This is a genomic window from Parabacteroides sp. KHUB-02 (assembly GCF_056640955.1).
Genome location: NZ_JBWQEV010000001.1, coordinates 3,580,913 through 3,597,750, shown reverse-complemented (window position 1 = coordinate 3,597,750; position 16,838 = coordinate 3,580,913). Strand labels below are relative to the sequence as shown.

12 protein-coding genes are annotated in these 16,838 nt (G+C 48.0%); 2 read left to right on the top strand and 10 right to left on the bottom strand.

What is annotated here, in order from left to right; genetic code table 11:
- The first annotated feature begins 15 nt into the window (after window positions 1–15).
- Entirely contained in the window at window positions 16–2,148 is a 2,133-nt protein-coding gene (gene dpp7 / locus ACYIA1_RS15575; RefSeq protein WP_349213355.1) for a dipeptidyl-peptidase Dpp7, read from the top strand.
- A 139-nt stretch (window positions 2,149–2,287) separates the two neighbouring features.
- Here the strand turns inward: dpp7 and ACYIA1_RS15570 are convergent, their stop codons facing one another.
- The 9 genes from ACYIA1_RS15570 to ACYIA1_RS15530 form a co-directional block, all read right to left on the bottom strand.
- Window positions 2,288–3,457: a C1 family peptidase gene (locus ACYIA1_RS15570; protein WP_048926902.1), complete on the bottom strand. Its 1,170-nt coding sequence runs from the start codon at window positions 3,455–3,457 to the stop codon at window positions 2,288–2,290.
- 73 nt (window positions 3,458–3,530) lie between these two features.
- Entirely contained in the window at window positions 3,531–5,141 is a 1,611-nt protein-coding gene (locus ACYIA1_RS15565; RefSeq protein WP_121772798.1) for a dipeptidase, read from the bottom strand.
- A gap of 27 nt (window positions 5,142–5,168) precedes the next feature.
- A complete protein-coding gene (locus tag ACYIA1_RS15560) occupies window positions 5,169–6,209 on the bottom strand; it encodes an alpha/beta hydrolase family protein (RefSeq protein WP_048926900.1) in 1,041 nt (346 codons plus the stop codon).
- Between the two features lie 120 nt (window positions 6,210–6,329).
- Complete coding sequence (locus ACYIA1_RS15555) at window positions 6,330–8,102, bottom strand: DEAD/DEAH box helicase (RefSeq protein ID WP_048926899.1); 1,773 nt, start codon at window positions 8,100–8,102, stop codon at window positions 6,330–6,332.
- Between the two features lie 123 nt (window positions 8,103–8,225).
- Window positions 8,226–9,281, bottom strand: coding sequence for a tyrosine-protein phosphatase (locus ACYIA1_RS15550; RefSeq protein WP_005863891.1), 1,056 nt, complete (start codon window positions 9,279–9,281; stop codon window positions 8,226–8,228).
- A 73-nt stretch (window positions 9,282–9,354) separates the two neighbouring features.
- A complete protein-coding gene (locus ACYIA1_RS15545; protein WP_005860579.1) occupies window positions 9,355–10,284 on the bottom strand; it encodes a carbohydrate kinase family protein in 930 nt (309 codons plus the stop codon).
- Window positions 10,285–10,302: 18 nt separating this feature from the next.
- Entirely contained in the window at window positions 10,303–10,914 is a 612-nt protein-coding gene (locus tag ACYIA1_RS15540; protein ID WP_005860581.1) for an SIS domain-containing protein, read from the bottom strand.
- A gap of 94 nt (window positions 10,915–11,008) precedes the next feature.
- Window positions 11,009–12,655 carry a M20/M25/M40 family metallo-hydrolase gene (locus ACYIA1_RS15535; protein WP_048926898.1) on the bottom strand — a complete coding sequence of 549 codons (1,647 nt, stop codon included), beginning with the start codon at window positions 12,653–12,655 and terminating at the stop codon, window positions 11,009–11,011.
- Window positions 12,656–12,659: 4 nt separating this feature from the next.
- Window positions 12,660–14,228 (bottom strand): ATP-binding protein, encoded by a 1,569-nt coding sequence (locus ACYIA1_RS15530; protein ID WP_048926897.1) that lies wholly within the window; start codon window positions 14,226–14,228, stop codon window positions 12,660–12,662.
- 174 nt (window positions 14,229–14,402) lie between these two features.
- On the opposite strand from ACYIA1_RS15530, the gene ACYIA1_RS15525 reads away from it, so the two are divergent.
- Window positions 14,403–15,623 (top strand): M16 family metallopeptidase, encoded by a 1,221-nt coding sequence (locus ACYIA1_RS15525; RefSeq protein WP_196009774.1) that lies wholly within the window; start codon window positions 14,403–14,405, stop codon window positions 15,621–15,623.
- A gap of 2 nt (window positions 15,624–15,625) precedes the next feature.
- Here ACYIA1_RS15525 and ACYIA1_RS15520 read toward each other — a convergent pair whose 3' ends face one another.
- Complete coding sequence (locus ACYIA1_RS15520; RefSeq protein ID WP_480335797.1) at window positions 15,626–16,834, bottom strand: acyloxyacyl hydrolase; 1,209 nt, start codon at window positions 16,832–16,834, stop codon at window positions 15,626–15,628.
- Window positions 16,835–16,838 lie beyond the last annotated feature (4 nt).

The following is a 16,838-nucleotide window of genomic DNA, read 5'->3' as shown; positions in this document are numbered from 1 at the left end:
AGAAGAATGAAGTTGATGAAAAGAGTGTGGGCGGCTTTGTTGCTTTTAGCCGCTTCCGGCCAGTTATATGCCGATGAGGGCATGTGGGTGCTGAAGGAATTGAATAAGCAGAATTTGGCGAGAATGGCCGAGTTGGGTTTTACCCCATCCTATGATCAGTTGTATAGTGAGACGGATCCTTGCGTGGCGAACGCCGTGGTAATCTTCGGTGGCGGATGCACGGGTATTACGGTTTCGGACGAGGGCTTGATCTTTACGAACCACCATTGTGGTTTCGGTTCTATCCAGCAATTGAGCAGCGTGGAACATGATTATTTGAAGGATGGTTTTGTATCCCAAAGCAAGCAAGAGGAGTTGCCGGTCCCGGGTTTGTCGGTACGTTATTTGAAAGAGACGGTAGACGTGAGCGATCGTATTAACAGCCAGATCGCCGGTATAGAGGACGAGTTCCAGCGTTTATCCGCCGCCGATTCTATCGGTCGTGTGATTTGTGACTCTGTGGGTAATAGTGAGTTCCAGGCAGCCGACGTGGTTCCTTTCTATAACAATAACAAGTATTTCTTGGTCGTATATGACGTATTTCGTGACGTGCGCATGGTGTTCGCTCCGCCTAGCTCTATCGGTAAGTTCGGTGGGGATACGGACAACTGGATGTGGCCCCGCCATACCGGTGATTTTTCCGTGTTCCGTGTGTACGCCAACGCGGATAATAAACCGGCGGAATACAACGCGGATAATAAGCCTTATACCCCGAGATATGTAGCGGAGGTGTCTATGCAAGGTTATCAAGATAAGGATTATGCCATGACAATCGGTTTTCCGGGAAGCACGGATCGTTATTTGTGTTCTTGGGGCGTGCAACAGCGTATCGAGAATAGTAATAAGCCCCGTATCGAGGTGCGTGGCATCAAGCAGGGCATCTGGAAAGAGGCTATGTCGGCTAGCGACGCCGTACGTATCAAATATGCCTCCAAATATGCGGGAAGCTCCAATTATTGGAAGAACTCGATCGGTATGAATAAAGGATTGGCGAATCTAAACGTGATCGAACGTAAACGTGCGGAGGAGACGGCCTTCGCTGATTGGGTAGCGAAAGATCAGGCCCGGGGCGCTAAATATGGCGAGGTCTTGAATTTGCTGGAAAAAGGATATACCTCGACCAATAAGTATAGGGAGGCGTTGACCTATTTGAATGAGGCGTTTTCCAGTGGAGCGGAGATTATTCGTTTGGCTCGTATGGTGCAATCGGTGGATATAAACGGAGCTACTCCGGAAGAGATTACTGTCTTTTTAGAGGATCGTATCCAACCGTTCTTCAAGGATTACGAGCCGTCTTTGGATCAGAAGGTATTGGCCGCGATGATGAAGATCGCGAAAGAACGTGTATCTTCGGAGTTCTTGCCGGATATTTATACGAGCGTTGATAAGAAGTATAAAGGAAATTATGAGAAATATGCGGCGGATGTATTTAAGAAGACTTCCTTATTGTCGTACGACAAGATCGCCGAGATGTTGAGAAATCCGAAGCAATATGAGAAATTGAGAAAAGATCCGGCGGCGGAACTGAGCTTGTCCGTATTGGTGTCTATCTTCCAGTTACAGCAGTTGATGGGTGATGCGGAGTATGATATCGCTAAGGGAGAACGTTTGTATTTCGCGGGCTTGAAGGAGATGTATCCGGAGAAAGCTTTGTCTTCCGACGCTAATTTCACGATGCGTTTAAGCTATGGTTCTATCGGAGGGTATCGTCCTTATGATGCCGCATGGTACAATTATTACTCAACGGATAAAGGTATCCTAGAGAAAGAGGACCCGACGAGCGATGAGTTCTGGGTACAACCGGAGATACTGGATCTGGTTCGTAGCCGTGATTTCGGACCTTACGCAAATGAAAAAGGGGAATTGCAGCTGTGCTTCCTCTCGAACAATGATATCACTGGTGGTAATTCCGGTAGCCCGGTATTCGATAAAAACGCCCGTTTGATCGGACTTGCTTTCGACGGTAACTGGGAGGCGATGAGTGGTGATATCGCTTTTGAACCGGATTTGCAACGTTGCATCGGCGTAGATATCCGCTATGTCCTTTTCATGATCGATAAATGGGGTAAATGCCCAAGGTTGATTGAGGAGTTGAAGCTGGTTCGATGAGAGAAAAAAGAGATGGGCATCCATGATTTCCGCAGATGCCCATTCTAAGGAGCTAATAATGCCCATTGTAAGGTGCTTTGAATGCCTATTCTAACAACCTTACGATGGGCATTGTAATATCCTATACGATAGGAAAGTTCTAAATGCCTAATTTAGACTTGATTGCCTTTGGTATCGCATCCTTATGTACCATGATATAGATCGTCTTGGCACGGACAAAACTATCGGACATGTTCAAGTAACCTCCGAAAGTATTACGCTCGGTTCCCCAAGAGTTCTTCGTGATATAATATTTCGTACCGTTTTGATCCTTGGCGATGCCGGTAAGGTGCATCAAATGATCGTCGGTCGTGACGAATGTCTCGAAGCCTTCTTGACGGACTTCCGGAGTAACGTTTACTTCCGGGAAAGGTTTCTCGAATTTGTAGACTTCTTCCAGACGTTCCTTCTCGTCCATTTTCTCAAAGCGGGCACGGTCGGTAGTAGAGTAATCATCTACTTTCTTCACCTCCGGGTTGATAGCTACACCGTTCTTGAAAGAGAAACCTTTCTCGCTCACGTCGCCATCCCAACATACCGTGTAACCATTATTTAAAGCATAATCCGCGACTTGCATCATCTCATCCAACGGGAGGTTATACATTTGCGCATGTTCCCAGTTATCGGGAACCTCTACCTCGAATTTCTGGTAATACGGATGATGCGTGAAGCTTGTCAGCTCGATATAATCGTCCATATTCAACCCTAGGGAGGCGGCGAATGTCTTCGGGGTATATTCCTTGCCTTGATAAGTGAATTTCTCCGGAAGCTTGCCTAGGTAGGTATCGAATAGGTTATCGATTAGTTTGTAATATTCCGGGCTGCGTTTCTTCATGTCCACAGCTGTCGTTGCGATCGCCTTGATGTATTTTACCATCTCGGCATGATTGTGCCGGTCGGAATCGTAGTTGATACCCGAGTACACCTCTTCCGGAACGATACCTACTTGGTTGAAAGCGTTCATGAAGGTGTGGGAGAGACTTCCTTGACCGATATTACCTCTACCTTGGCGGACATAATTATCCTGCAACTGGTTCATGTATTTCTGGCGGACGATAAACATCTCGGAGAGATCGTACGTCCCTTTTCCCATACGGAGTAATTCCGACTCCATGAAAGAGGTCGTGGCGAAGCACCAACAGGTTCCCGTGGATGCTTGATTCTTGACTGGCGTGGCGGGTACCTTTACTACATCCGTAAATTGGTAGCCTTGAGCGAATGTGCTCAAGGAACCTAACGCTAAGGCGCATGATAGAATGAATGTTCTCATTGTATATGAATTTAAGTTTATATTATTATTGTAGAGACGGGGTGTGCCTCGTCTCTACTATCGGATGTGGTGATTAGAAGCCTCTTTCGAATTGGGTCCAGAATGAGTCTCCCATTTCTCTCCAGCGTAGCATCGTGGCTCCGGCGAAATCGGCGGTATATCCGGTTAGGTATTCTTTTGCGGCCTCCTCACCTTGTTGGGTAAGAATCTCTTTGTAACGGCTCTCTACGAAAGGAAGTTCTGTCTGCCCTTTCTCCGTAAAATGGGCGATAGATGCTTTCATACGATCTTTAGTCGCTCCCCAACGTACGGTAGCGAGTTTATTGGCACGACGGAAAGCCCATACGGCGGCATCTTCCCGGTAACGGTGCTGTCCGCAAACCTTGAAGCAAGCCGGGAGATCTTTCGTCCCACAGAAGATGGGGATGCGGGGGCTTTGTCCGGGATTATCATAGGCCATCCAAACCACGCCGCCTACCGCATTGGGTAACCAGTCACGTAACTGGATCACGGTAGAGTAGGAGCATTGTGGTACGGCAACCAAACGGTAGCTTTTTACGGCGTCCGGTTTTAACCCATTCAACATGTTCACCATATCCCGAGTCATCCAAGGATTGGCTACCGGACTGATAACCGTATCGGTCTCGTTACTATCTTTTTTCTTTACGGCTACTTTCAAGTTCTGGGTCATATCGTATTCCGTACCCTCGTACGTTTCGGAGAGGAGAGCCATCACATCCGTTACGGATACTTGCCGGTCCGGCTTTACGCTGATGGGAAGTTCTTCTGCGTCATACGATAAACGCAAGGAAGGCGCTAATTTATTCAATATAAAGAATTCACGGATACTGAATGATTTCAGTTCACCGGCATAGTTCCCACCGGCATATGCTTCCCAGAAGCGGAACGGTTTCTTTCCGTCCCAGAAGCCCATGCGCTTGGCTACCTCGAATACGTTGGCGGAAGCCATGCAATTGTCCGTATCTTTCGGATCGACCTTAGAGATACGCGGGATATTCGCCGATACGCCTACATGATCGTCGGGGATACGGATCGCCGCCCATACGCCACCGATCTTATCCGGACCCTCGCCGAAGACCTCGAAATGCCATACCTCTTTCGGATCCGCTATCGTAAGGCACTCGCCCCAGTCGCCATATCCGTATTTCTCGATCAACTCGCCCATCACACGGATGGCATCACGGGCGGTCGTGCAACGTTGTAAGACGATTCGCTGAAGTTCCTCGATCATGAACATACCTTTCTTGTTGACAAGGGCTTTCCGGCCGGTGATTGTTGTTTCCCCGATGCCTAGTTGCTTCTCGTTCAGGCAAGGATAGGCCGTGTTGAGGAATTGATACGTAGACTGCGCTTCGGGCAGTGTTCCTTTCGTTATCATCCCCCGGGTTCCCTCGGCATATTCGGTATGCATACGTCCGGTATAGACCGTGGTTGTCGTATCGTGATCGTACGAGGCGGAAGGTACGATATCCATCCAAGTGCGGTAATTGCTATCGCAGGTGTGGCTAGTCATCACGGAGCCATCCGCCGAGGCTTTTTTACCGACCATGATACTCGTACAACTCTCCGGGTTCAAGATCGGCTCCGGATACTGGATTTGTTGCGCTACCGAAACGGATAGGCTGGCGCAAAGCATAAGAACATAGGTAAAAAGTTTCTTCATCTTTCTTGTGTTATTTAGATGTTTGTATCAATTAAATTTGTAGGCCGCTTTTCGTACGTCTTTTACGGATTTGAATGGCTTATTGGGTTTTAGATGCTTGGCGAGGAACTGGTAGATGCCGAGTCGTATCTCGGAAGCTTGTTTCGTGTCGGTCCGGTCGAAGCTATGGGCACCGGGAGCACGGTCGAATATTTTGTAGTCGAACTTCTTTCCTTCGGCCTTGAGAGCGCGTATCATATGCTCTACTTCCACTACGTTCACGTCATCGTCGCTAGTATTGGTATGGATGAGCAGGGGATCTTGTAGTTTTTCCGCGTGCCAGACCGGTGAGCGGCGTTTGTATTCCGCCATATCCTCCCGGGGAGTCTTCCCGATATGGCCTTCGTCGGAGAAGATTTTCCGATAATCATCGGTGGAATATCCCATGCGCATGATCACGTCGCTTACCGGTACTCCGGCGAAACCGCATTTATATTTACCGGGGTAGGTGAAGAGGTTCATCAGTGTGATCATTCCCCCGTGGCTCCATCCCATGATACCGATACGATTGGCATCTACGATATCGAAATTCTCTACCATATAATTACGACTAACGTAGACATCCTCGTTTTCCAATCCTCCGTAATCGATATTATCGTAAGTAGCCTTGCCATACCCCGTGCTACCCCGGTATTCAGCGGAGACCACGATGTATTCCTGGGCGATCAGTTCCCGGACGATATGGGCGTAATACGTGTTGAAATCCGCATGTACACCACTATGCGGGAGAACGATCAAAGGATATTTCTTGTCGGGATCCACACTTTTAGGGATGAAGATATAAGTCCAGAATTTCAGTTCGTTTCCGGCGCTCATCCCGGTAGGATTCGTTTCTTTCCAGCGGGCGGGGCCGCAAAGGTAGACTTTGTCGATATGGGCGATGTCGCCCACTTTCTCGTACCATAGGAGGTCATCTACCTTCTTTACGACTTGGTCAAAATCATGTTGGTAGTTTTGCGCTATGGCATAGTTTGCTCCGAATATAAAGAAGAGGCAAAAGCAGGAAAGATGTTTAAGCAGTGTCTTCATGTGACTTATCTTTGAATTTGTGATTGACTGTGATTTTCCGGCTGTAAATATACAATAAAAGAAGCGTGATCCGTAATAAACGAACCACGCTTCTTTGATAAATTATGTATAAGTTGTATGTTACTTGCGTTTCTTCCTGCTACGAGGAGTGTCCTCATAGAATTTGCGCTTCGGTTTGTCGTCACTACGGCTGGAACGTCTGCCGCCACGGTCTCCACGGTCACTTTCCCGGCGGCTGTCTCTGCCTCCTCTACCGCTATCCCGTCTGTCTCGGAAGCCATTGCCTCCACGACTGCCTCCACGAGGACTACGTCCACCTTTTCCTCCCTCGCCTTTCGCTTGCGCCGGTTCCACGGAGATACGTCGTCCGTCTACCTCGAAGCCGTTCATCGAGTCCATGACACGGTTGGCTTCTCCCTCTTCTACCTCAAAGAATGAGAAATTATCACGTAAGTCGATACGACCGATACGAACCTTGCCTGGTACGCACTTGTTGACTAACTCGATAAGTTGAGGAGGCGTAAGCTCGTCTGTCTTTCCGAAGTTGATAAAGAAACGGGTGTAACCTTCTTCCGCTTCGCCTCTGCCACCCCGTTTACCTCTCTCTCGGGGAGCGTTCTCGTCTACAACCTCGATATCATCGTTATCTTTATAATAGTCGATCATCCGGTTGAACTCCAAGGATACGACACGTTTGATGATATCTTCCTTATCCAGCCATTCCAATTTACGGTAGATAGAAGGCATCAAACTGGCGATTTCCTCCTCGTTCACTTTCACTTTCTCGATTTGGTCTACCAAGTTGAACAATTGCTTCTCACAGATTTGCTCACCGGTAGGCATCTCGCCCCTGTCGAATTTCTTGTTGATGATCCGTTCGATCTCGCGAATCTTGCCTTTTTCCCTTACGTGGCAGATAGAGATAGCGATACCCGTTTTTCCCGCACGGCCCGTACGTCCGCGGCGGTGGGTATAAGATTCTACCTCATCCGGCAGACCGTAATTGATTACATGGGTTAAGTCATCCACGTCCAAACCACGTGCGGCTACGTCCGTAGCGACCAATAACTGGATATTCTTGATACGGAACTTCTGCATCACGTAGTCACGTTGCGCTTGGCTCAGCTCGCCGTGCAAGGAGTCGGCGTTATAACCGTCTTGAATCAATTTATCGGCGATCTCCTGTGTCTCCTTACGGGTACGGCAGAAGATGATACCGTAGATGTTCGGGTAATAATCGGCTAGACGTTTCAAGGCGAGATATTTATCCTGCGCACGAACCATATAATAAATGTCGCGGATATTCTTGTTTCCCTCGTTCTTCCTGCCAATGACGATCTCTTTCGGATCCTTCATGTATTTCTTGGTGATAGAGGCGATCTCTTTCGGCATGGTAGCGGAGAAGAGCAGCATATTTCGGTTTTCCGGTATAGCCGCCAAGATCTCGTTGATACTGTCGGTGAAACCCATGTTCAACATCTCGTCCGCCTCATCGAGGATGACGTTCTTTACGTTGCTTAAGTCAACCGTCTTGCGGTTCATCAAGTCGATCAAACGTCCCGGGGTAGCCACTACCACGTGTACACCTCTCTTCAGTGTCTTGATCTGGCTCTCTATACTGGAACCTCCGTATACAGGGAGAACCTTCAGGTTATCGATGTATTTAGAATAATCGTTCAAATCATCCGCTATCTGTAGGCAAAGCTCGCGTGTCGGACAAAGGATAAGCGCTTGGGGCTGATATTGAGAGACATTGATCTTTTGCAGGATCGGCAGGCCGTAAGCGGCTGTCTTGCCGGTTCCTGTTTGTGCCAATGCGATTACGTCGTTATCTTCTCCCAGTAAGAAAGGAATCACTTCTTCCTGTACGGGCATGGGCGATTCGTAGCCCATCTCTTGAATTGCCTTTAATATCGGTGCGGCAACTCCTAATTCTTCAAATGTTTTCAAAATGCGATTGTGTATATATGATAATATTCAGTGGCCGCAAAGGTACGTAAATAATTCGGATTCATATCAATAAAGTAATATATCTTTTAGCCTTTCACGTTTCTTATCAGTAAGACGTAATCCTTTCGACAAATATTTCTCGGTGGAACCGTACTCTTTCTTGATTTTATGGAAAGCTAGGTCCATGAGTCCCTCGTTGGCCGTAAGGAATACCGTAATGCTTTCTTGGGCGTCTGTGGAGAGATGTTTCACGATATCAGCTAAATGACTCGTATCGATATATTGATTGGAAGTCAAGTAGTCCTCCATGATGGCATCCCGGGGAATATCCAAGGCGGCGAGTAACATGGCGGTGAGAAACCCGGTACGATCCTTTCCGTAGGAACAACTGATGAGAATGGGGTAATTATCCTCGTTCTGGAACTGTTCCAGTACCTTGGCGAACTGATCGGTATTATCTGTCACGAATTGCAGGTACTCGTCTTCCATATATACCCCGGCGTCTCCTTTCCGCATTCGTCCCTCGATAACACGTTGGGGGGCATCGGCGATCTTGCCGACCGAGATAGGGATTTGCAGGATATTTGCTTTCGTATATTTGATAGGGGCGGTGAGGGTTTCTTGGTTCGTACGGAGGTCGATGATGGTCTTGATCCCTAGATTATCCAATCGGATGGAGTCCCATTCGCTCAAGCTGCTTAACTCGCCGGAGCGAAATACCTTGCCCCATTTCACCGTCTTCCCGTTTGTAGAGGTATAACCGCCTAGATCCCGGAAATTCTGTACGCTATCCATAACCGCCGAGCGTGCCCCGATGATCCGTGCGTATTTATCATTAAAAGAAAGGCGGAAATACTTACGTGATATATTATCGTTCGTGATGTAAGTAGCCACGCCATCCTTGATGTTGGCGTAAATGATCGGGGACTCGTTGGTGAAAAGATCCGGGTTGTCGGACACGGTCATCTTGACAATCCCCTCCATTACCGGATCGGTTTCCCATTTTATCACGTAATTTCCGATGTCATCACGTAGGCAAATCGCTCGTATGTCGGGCGCGTTAGAGGAACAACCCACTAACAGGATCACACTGGCGAATAGAGAGAGAATCTTTCCTAACATTGTCTTCTATTATAATAAGCTTTCCTTACAAAGATAGTAAAACAAGTTTTTCCCGCTTCTTCATTAATGATATTTAAGACTGACTAACATACTTCGCCGCGAACTCCTTGGATATATAATTATCATAGCTTTGGCAAACCTCGGAGGCGAGGTCCATTCCGCAGCGGATGATTTTTCCCCAAGTATCCTGATCCAGAGAGGGAAGGTCGGCATGGCGTACGTCATACTTTAGAAGTCCGTAGATAATACCCGCGTTAAAATTGTCGCCGGCGCCGATGGTACTAAGCGGCTGGATTTGCGGGGAATCGAAATGTCGTGTGAAATTACGGGTGTGGAGATTGACTCCGTTTGCCCCGTGAGTTGTTAAGAAACGATCACAATAAAACTGAATATGCTCTTTGTAAACCTCCTGCGCGTCGCTCTTGCCATAAAGGTTCTGGAAGTCCTCGTCCGAGCCCCGGACGATGTCGGCGAATTCCAGATTTTCCAGTACGGTAGGCATGAGGCGGATCGCCTCATGAGCGTGTGCCTTGCGGAAATTGGGATCGTAATAGATGATCGCTTTCCGTTCTTGGGCGTATTGCAGAAATTCTACCATACGAGTCCGCAAGACCGGGTTCAGGGAATAATAAGAGCCAAACACGAAAATATCGTCTTTCTCGATCTTAGGCAGGGGCACCTCCAGCCGTTGCGCCGGGTAATCCTTGTAGAAGATATAATTAGCGTTCTTATCGTCGTCCAGAAAAGCGAGTGATATAGGACTTTTCCCATCGGGGAAACGGTCTACGAACTCGGTCGTGATGTGGTTATCTTCCATGAAATCCCGAATCATGTCGCCAACCCGGTCGTTGCCCAGCTCGCTGATAAAGGATACGGGGACATTCAATCGACCTAATGATATCAATCCGTTGAAAACGGAACCACCGGGAACGGCCTTCTGTGGCTGGTCGTTCCTAAAAATGATATCGAGGATGGTTTCTCCTATACCAAAGACTTTTCTCATGATCTATATACTGGTTTGTTATTCGTTCTTGCTTAGCTCACGGCTCTTGGAGCCTAAGTAGCCCCCGTGATGGCGCTTGGCGTAATCCTTGTTGGTGAAATGGATACGCTTCATGGTTCCGACCACGAGGATATCGCCTATTACCGTCATGACGGTCGTGGAGGTAGTCGGCGTAAGGCCTAACGGGCAAACTTCCTTGGGAGCGCCGGTCAACAGGCATACGTTCGCCTCGGCGGCTAGAGGACTATCCGGGTTACTGGTGATAACGATAAATTTCATGTCTGGCACCAAACCCCTCGTGAGATCTACCAATTCCACCAGTTCACGTGTCTTTCCTGAATTGGAGATCAATAACATGATATCGTTCTTGCATACGATTCCCAGATCTCCGTGTTGTGCCTCGCTGGGATGTAAGAAAAAAGCAGGTGTACCGGTCGAGCTAAAGGTGGTAGCGATATTCAAGGCGATTTGCCCGGCTTTACCCATTCCACTCATGATCAGTTTTCCACCTAGGTCGTGTACATGTTTCACTATAAGCGATACCGCTTCCTCATATCCGGGCGTAACGGGTATGTTGCGAACCGCTTCCGCTTCCTGCTCCAATAAAGAGGTGATATTTTCGTTTACCATATTGTTGATTGATTGTTTTACGGCATTCCTGCCTGAATAACGATCGCGAAAGTATTTATATTTACTGATATTGGCATCATCTATTTCAGACAATTTATCTTTTTAAGACGTTTGCGAATTCGGACTTCGGCTTCCATTTCGGGTATCCGGTATCTTGCGCCAGTTTATAACCGAGGTCGAAGAATAATTGTACTTCTTGTAACAGACCACTGTAATCATCCGTGTCGGGATGGGTCTGGTCGGTCGGTTTGTGGTAAGTTTCCGCCCAATAATGTGCGATATGCTCTTTGGCCCACTCCTTACCCTGTTTGCGGTTGTCGTTCCAACCTTTGGCGAACATGGCCGGGATGCCTTTTTGTACGAAAGGGAAATGGTCGGAGCGATAGAACATCCCGTTATAAGCGTCGGGGTCGGGCATGATGTAACGGTTGTATTTCTTCGCTAGCTCGGCTAGGGTATCATCCAGCTCGGAGTTGCCGTATCCGGTGATCGTGACATCGTTGTTCTCGCCCCATAGCGGGAAGACATCCAGATTGATTACGGCGGCTATCTTATCGATCGGGAACAACGGGTGCTCCACATAGTATTTCGTACCGAGGAATCCGGTCTCCTCGCAAGTAGGGGAGAGGAAGACGATATTCCGGCGGGGTTTCTCTTTCAAGGCATTGAGACAACGTGCCATCTCGAGCATCCATGCGATGGCTACGGCGTTATCGGTAGCGCCGTTGATGATACTGTCGCCGTTGATCGGTGCTCCATAGCCTAGATGGTCCCAATGGCCTAGATAAATAACACTCTCATCCGTGTTCCCGCTACCGGGAATATAACCGATTACGTTGGGGCTTTGCTGGCGGTCGAAGGTGTTCCTCATCGAGACGGTTACCGTAGATTTCAAGGAGATGGGCTTGAAGTCCGGCGATTTAGATTGCTCGATTAGTTGGTCAATGTCGTAGCCATTATCGGCTAGCAATTGCTTGGCGGCATTGAATTGGATCCAGCCGTTTAGCGGGCAATGATAAGCATCGCTATCGCTGTCCACATACATCTTAGATTGGGCGGAAGCTCGTACGACCGACCAAGGGTAGCCTGCTCCCCGGTCTTCATGGATGATCAAGACTCCTTTTAATCCCTGTCGGGCGCCCTCCTCGAATTTATACATCCAACGGCCGTAATAGGTCATGATATCACCGTTAAAATAATCCGTGTTGTCGCTTCCGAGTCCCGGGTCATTTACGATAACGACCGCTACTTTATCCCGCGGGTTCTCGATTCCCTCGAAATCATTTTTCCCATACTCGGGGGCTACGATCCCATAGCCGGCGAATACCAGTTCCGCGTTGTCTATATCGATCTCCGGCTCGATCCGTGCGGAGAAAGCGGTATAGCCCTCTAGCCAATCCAATGAGATCTTTCCTTCCGGGGTACTCAAGACCATCGGCTTCGGGCATTGCGTACGTGAGGATATGATATTAACCTGTTGGAGATAAGAATCTCCGTTGATGGGTTTCAGGCCGACTTCCTTCATTTGGCGGGCGATATAGTTCACCGCACGGTCGGCCCCTTCCGAGAATGGTTTACGGCCTTGGCAGGAGTCATGCGAGATGGCCTCGGTGTATCGCTTTAGATGTTCCGTGGTCGCAAGGCTTTTCGCCTTCTCTATATCGTTGTCTCCTCCTCCACAGGCGGAAAGAACCAAGGAGGTGATCGTTAGTAAACAGGTTGCTATTTTCATGTTTCTCATAGAATTATAATGTATTTTCAATCAGCCATTCACCTAAGTTGCGAGTGGCTGCGTCGAAAGCGACCCCCACTTTGACTACTTCCCGTTCGTCGGCCGTATAAGGAATCAGATCGCCTCGATCGTCGATTTGCCGGATCGCCTCTTCCGCCGTACCTCTCAGCTTGAACTCGAATACGTAGATGTAGCGAGGAGTTTTTACGATGGCATCGGCACGTCCTTGGGCCGAACGTACCTCGGCCTCGGTGAATTGCCCTAGTAGCTTGAATACGATGTAGAAGACCACTTGGTAATGACGCTCGGTCCGGTCGTTCAACTCGTAAGGGATATCGGCGAAGAAAGCCTTTAGGCGGGTGAGGAAAGCCTCGGCGTTTCCGTTCTCCAGCTCTTGGATGAACTTCCCGATATAAAAAGGAGTCTCGGTTTCTGGTAAATGCGCATAAATGGAGGCGACAAAATTCAAAAATCCATATTTAACTTCCTCATTCGGGTATCCTAACGTATATAACCGGAAACGTTCATCGTAACTTTTAATCGTCAAATATCCACTTTGATAAATCAGGGGAACCGGGTTATTGATGTTCGCCCGATCGTCCGAAAGGGATACCTCGGATACCTCGATCCCGTCCAGCTCCCGTATATCGTAATTCGTTTTCCGTAACATCTCCGCCAAGAATGTCGGGGTACCGGAAGCAAACCAATAGTCGTAAAAGACCTGTTTACTCAACACGTTCAATATGCTAAACGGGTTATAAAGGGCGATACCGCTGCGGAAATCAAAATGGTAGCCGTCGTACCGGCGTGTAATTTTCTCGATGGTACCTTCGTATGAAAGCTTATTCGCTTCGGTCAAGGCATGAAGCTCCGGCTGGAAAGTCGCCTCGATCTCGGGCAATGTCATGCCACAAAGGGCCGCGTATTGCGGGGCTAGGCTGATGTCGTTCAAATGATTCAGGTTGCTAAAAATACCGACTTGCGCGAACTTGGTGACACCGGTTATGAATACGAAGCGCAGCCAAGGATCGGCATCTTTGAGGACCGTATAGAAGGCGGTCAATAATTCCCGGAACTCGTTCTGTAGCTCTTCGTTGTGCAGGTTCCTAAGTAATGGCTTATCGTACTCGTCGATCAGTACGACCACCTTCCTTCCGGTTATCTCCGCCGCCCTTCGTATGATGGTCATGAACCGTCCGGAATAGGTGATACCCTCTCCTCCGGTATCATATATTTTTTCCCATTCCCTCAACTGGCGTTCCAGCATATTCTCCAATGCCTTGCGGCTATCGTACAACTCGGCGTTGAGGCTGAAATGAAGTACCGGATGCTCTTTCCACTCGGTCTCTAGTTTCTCTATGGCTAATCCCCGGAACAATTCTTTCTTCCCCTCGAAATAAGCCTTGAATGTCGATAGCAGCAAGCTTTTCCCGAATCGCCGGGGGCGGCTTAGGAAATAAGGGACACCTTGGTATGCCATTTGATAAATGAACTTGGTCTTGTCAACATACAAATAGTTCTCTGTACGTAGTTTGTCAAAACTCTGTATGCCTATCGGTAATTTTCGGACGATATTTCCCATAGCCTTATCTGTTTAATTTACACAAATGTAGGTATTTTTTCCAAGGAGGCAAATAGATCGAAAAAAACACGTACGTCTTTTTCCGGAAACACGTACATGTTTTTTGAAAAAGACGTACATGTTTTTCCGGAAAGTCTTTCGTACCTTTGCGGGCTGATACAAACAAGAAGGAAAATGGATTATATCGCTCATACATTGCCGAATGGACTTCGCATGGTACATCTCCCGGTTAATTCCCCGGTCTCTTACTGCGGTTTCGCCGTGAACGCCGGTACACGGGATGAGAACGAGGATGAGTTTGGCTTGGCGCATTTCGTTGAACACATGATCTTCAAAGGTACGGAGAAACGGAAAGCGTGGCATATCCTGAACCGTATGGAGAACGTAGGAGGGGAGTTGAATGCCTATACTACGAAGGAAGAGACCTTTGTTTATTCCATTTTTATGGAGGAGGATTTCGGCCGGGCGTTTGAGCTATTGACCGATCTGGTTTTCCATTCCCAATTCCCCAAACAGGAGATCGAGAAGGAGGTAGATGTCATCTTGGATGAGATCAATTCGTATGAGGATAGTCCTTCGGAACTTATATTCGACGAGTTTGAGAACTTGCTTTATAAGGGTCATGCCCTCGGGCATAATATCTTAGGGGATGAGGAATCTCTTCTTCGCTTTGACTCCGAGTCCGGTCGTTCTTTCATGCGTCGTTTCTACGCCCCGGAGAATATGGTGTTCTTCTCGATGGGACGAAAAGACTTCAAGAAGATCTTGAAATCAGCGGAATCCGCTTTAAGCGATATCTCTTTCCCGATGGCTGAACGGATCCGGAAAGCTCCGGACCCCATCGAGGCTTGCGTACGCCAGATCCATAAAGATACCCATCAAGCCCATGTACTGATCGGTGGCCGGGCTTTCAGTATGCACGATAAAAAGCGCATTCCTTTATTTTTGTTGAATAATATTTTGGGTGGTCCGGGCATGAATAACCGCTTGAATGTCTCCTTGCGGGAAAAGCATGGCTTGGTCTATAACGTAGAATCCAATATAACCTCTTATACCGATACCGGACTAGCCAGTATCTATTTCGGGACAGACCCGAAGAACCGTGAGAAAGCGATGCGTTTGGTGCATAAGGAATTAGCCCGTTTACGTGACGTAAAACTGTCCGCCACTCAATTAGCCGCCGCCAAGAAGCAGGTAATCGGTCAACTGGGTGTGTCGGGCGATAACCGGGAGGGCCTTTTCCTTGGCTTAGGAAAAAGCTACCTCCATTACAACCGTTACGATACTCTCCCCGAGGTATTCGCCCAGATCGAGAAAATAACCGCCGGGCAAATCCTTGAGGTGGCTAATGAGGTACTTGTGCCGGAACGGTTGTTTTGCTTGATTTATGAGTGAGGCTAATTATGGAACCTATACCCAACCCCCAACATCAAGTTATTCGGATTATGGAACTTGTGCAGTTGGTATCCGACATGCAGGAATAAATTTTGTGTAACCGATACCTTGAGGGCTAGGATCTGGTATAATCCTTTCAGATCGCCTTTGTTGTAAAATAAATTATGTCCGACTCCTATATTGATCGAGAAGAATGGCATCGTGAACTCGCCACGGGCGGAGAGGCCGATACCGATTTGCTCGTGTAGGGGCGGGCGGTAGAATCGGGGTTCTTCGCCGACTTGGATGATCTCGTCGGAATAAATATTTGCGCTTTCGTCATATTGGCCGTCTAGGGAGATACCTGCTTTTAGGAACCGGTTGAATTTGTACATCGGGTTGAGGTTGAATCCGAGGATACCGAAATGACCGGGAAAGATATGAGCCTCGTCACCAAGCATAACCCCCTTAGCACGGGTCGCGCCGTATAGGATGACATCGTAACTGACACGTTGCCAAAAGCTGGAGAGGTACAACTGATTTTCAGGTAAGGAACGTGCAGTACCTATCTCATGATGGCTTTCCTCGATAGGATTGAGCGTGTAGACGAGTCCGATCCGGCCACCAATCGTATTCAATCCCGCATTCGGAAGATGAGTATTTCCGTTTGAGTAGTGCGTTAAATCCGCCCCGACGAGCAGGTTGCAATAACGGGATAGTTTCGCGTTGAGGAAAAATCCCAGATTGATATAGGCATTGATCTTAGAACCGATGATCTTATTACGGTAATTATTGTTATCATCATACGGATGCCACCCGAATGAGGCTCCGAAATTCCATTCATAATCGAAGGATAGCCGGGAAGAGATCTTGGCGATGCGGGAACTTTGGAAAACATACGCCGCCCAAGGATTACCTACTTCCTGCCGATTGCCAAAGGTATTATAAGAGATGCCTATTCCTTGGTAAGTGTGCGGATAGAGCTGGCCCTCCTTAGAGTTCGGATTCAGTTGGAACCCGTATTTCAAATGGAATGAAGCCGCCTTACGTAAAGTAAGCCCGTTTCCATAGCCATCATCTTTCAGGAATTTGCTAGTCGGGGCGACATACGAGGGACGTACGTCGAATCCAATTTTGTGGATTAGGGATTTATTATCATCTTGAGCTTTTACCGTACAGGTCCATATCATCATGACCGCTATGTAAAAGCTTATCATCTTGCTTTTTATCATACTT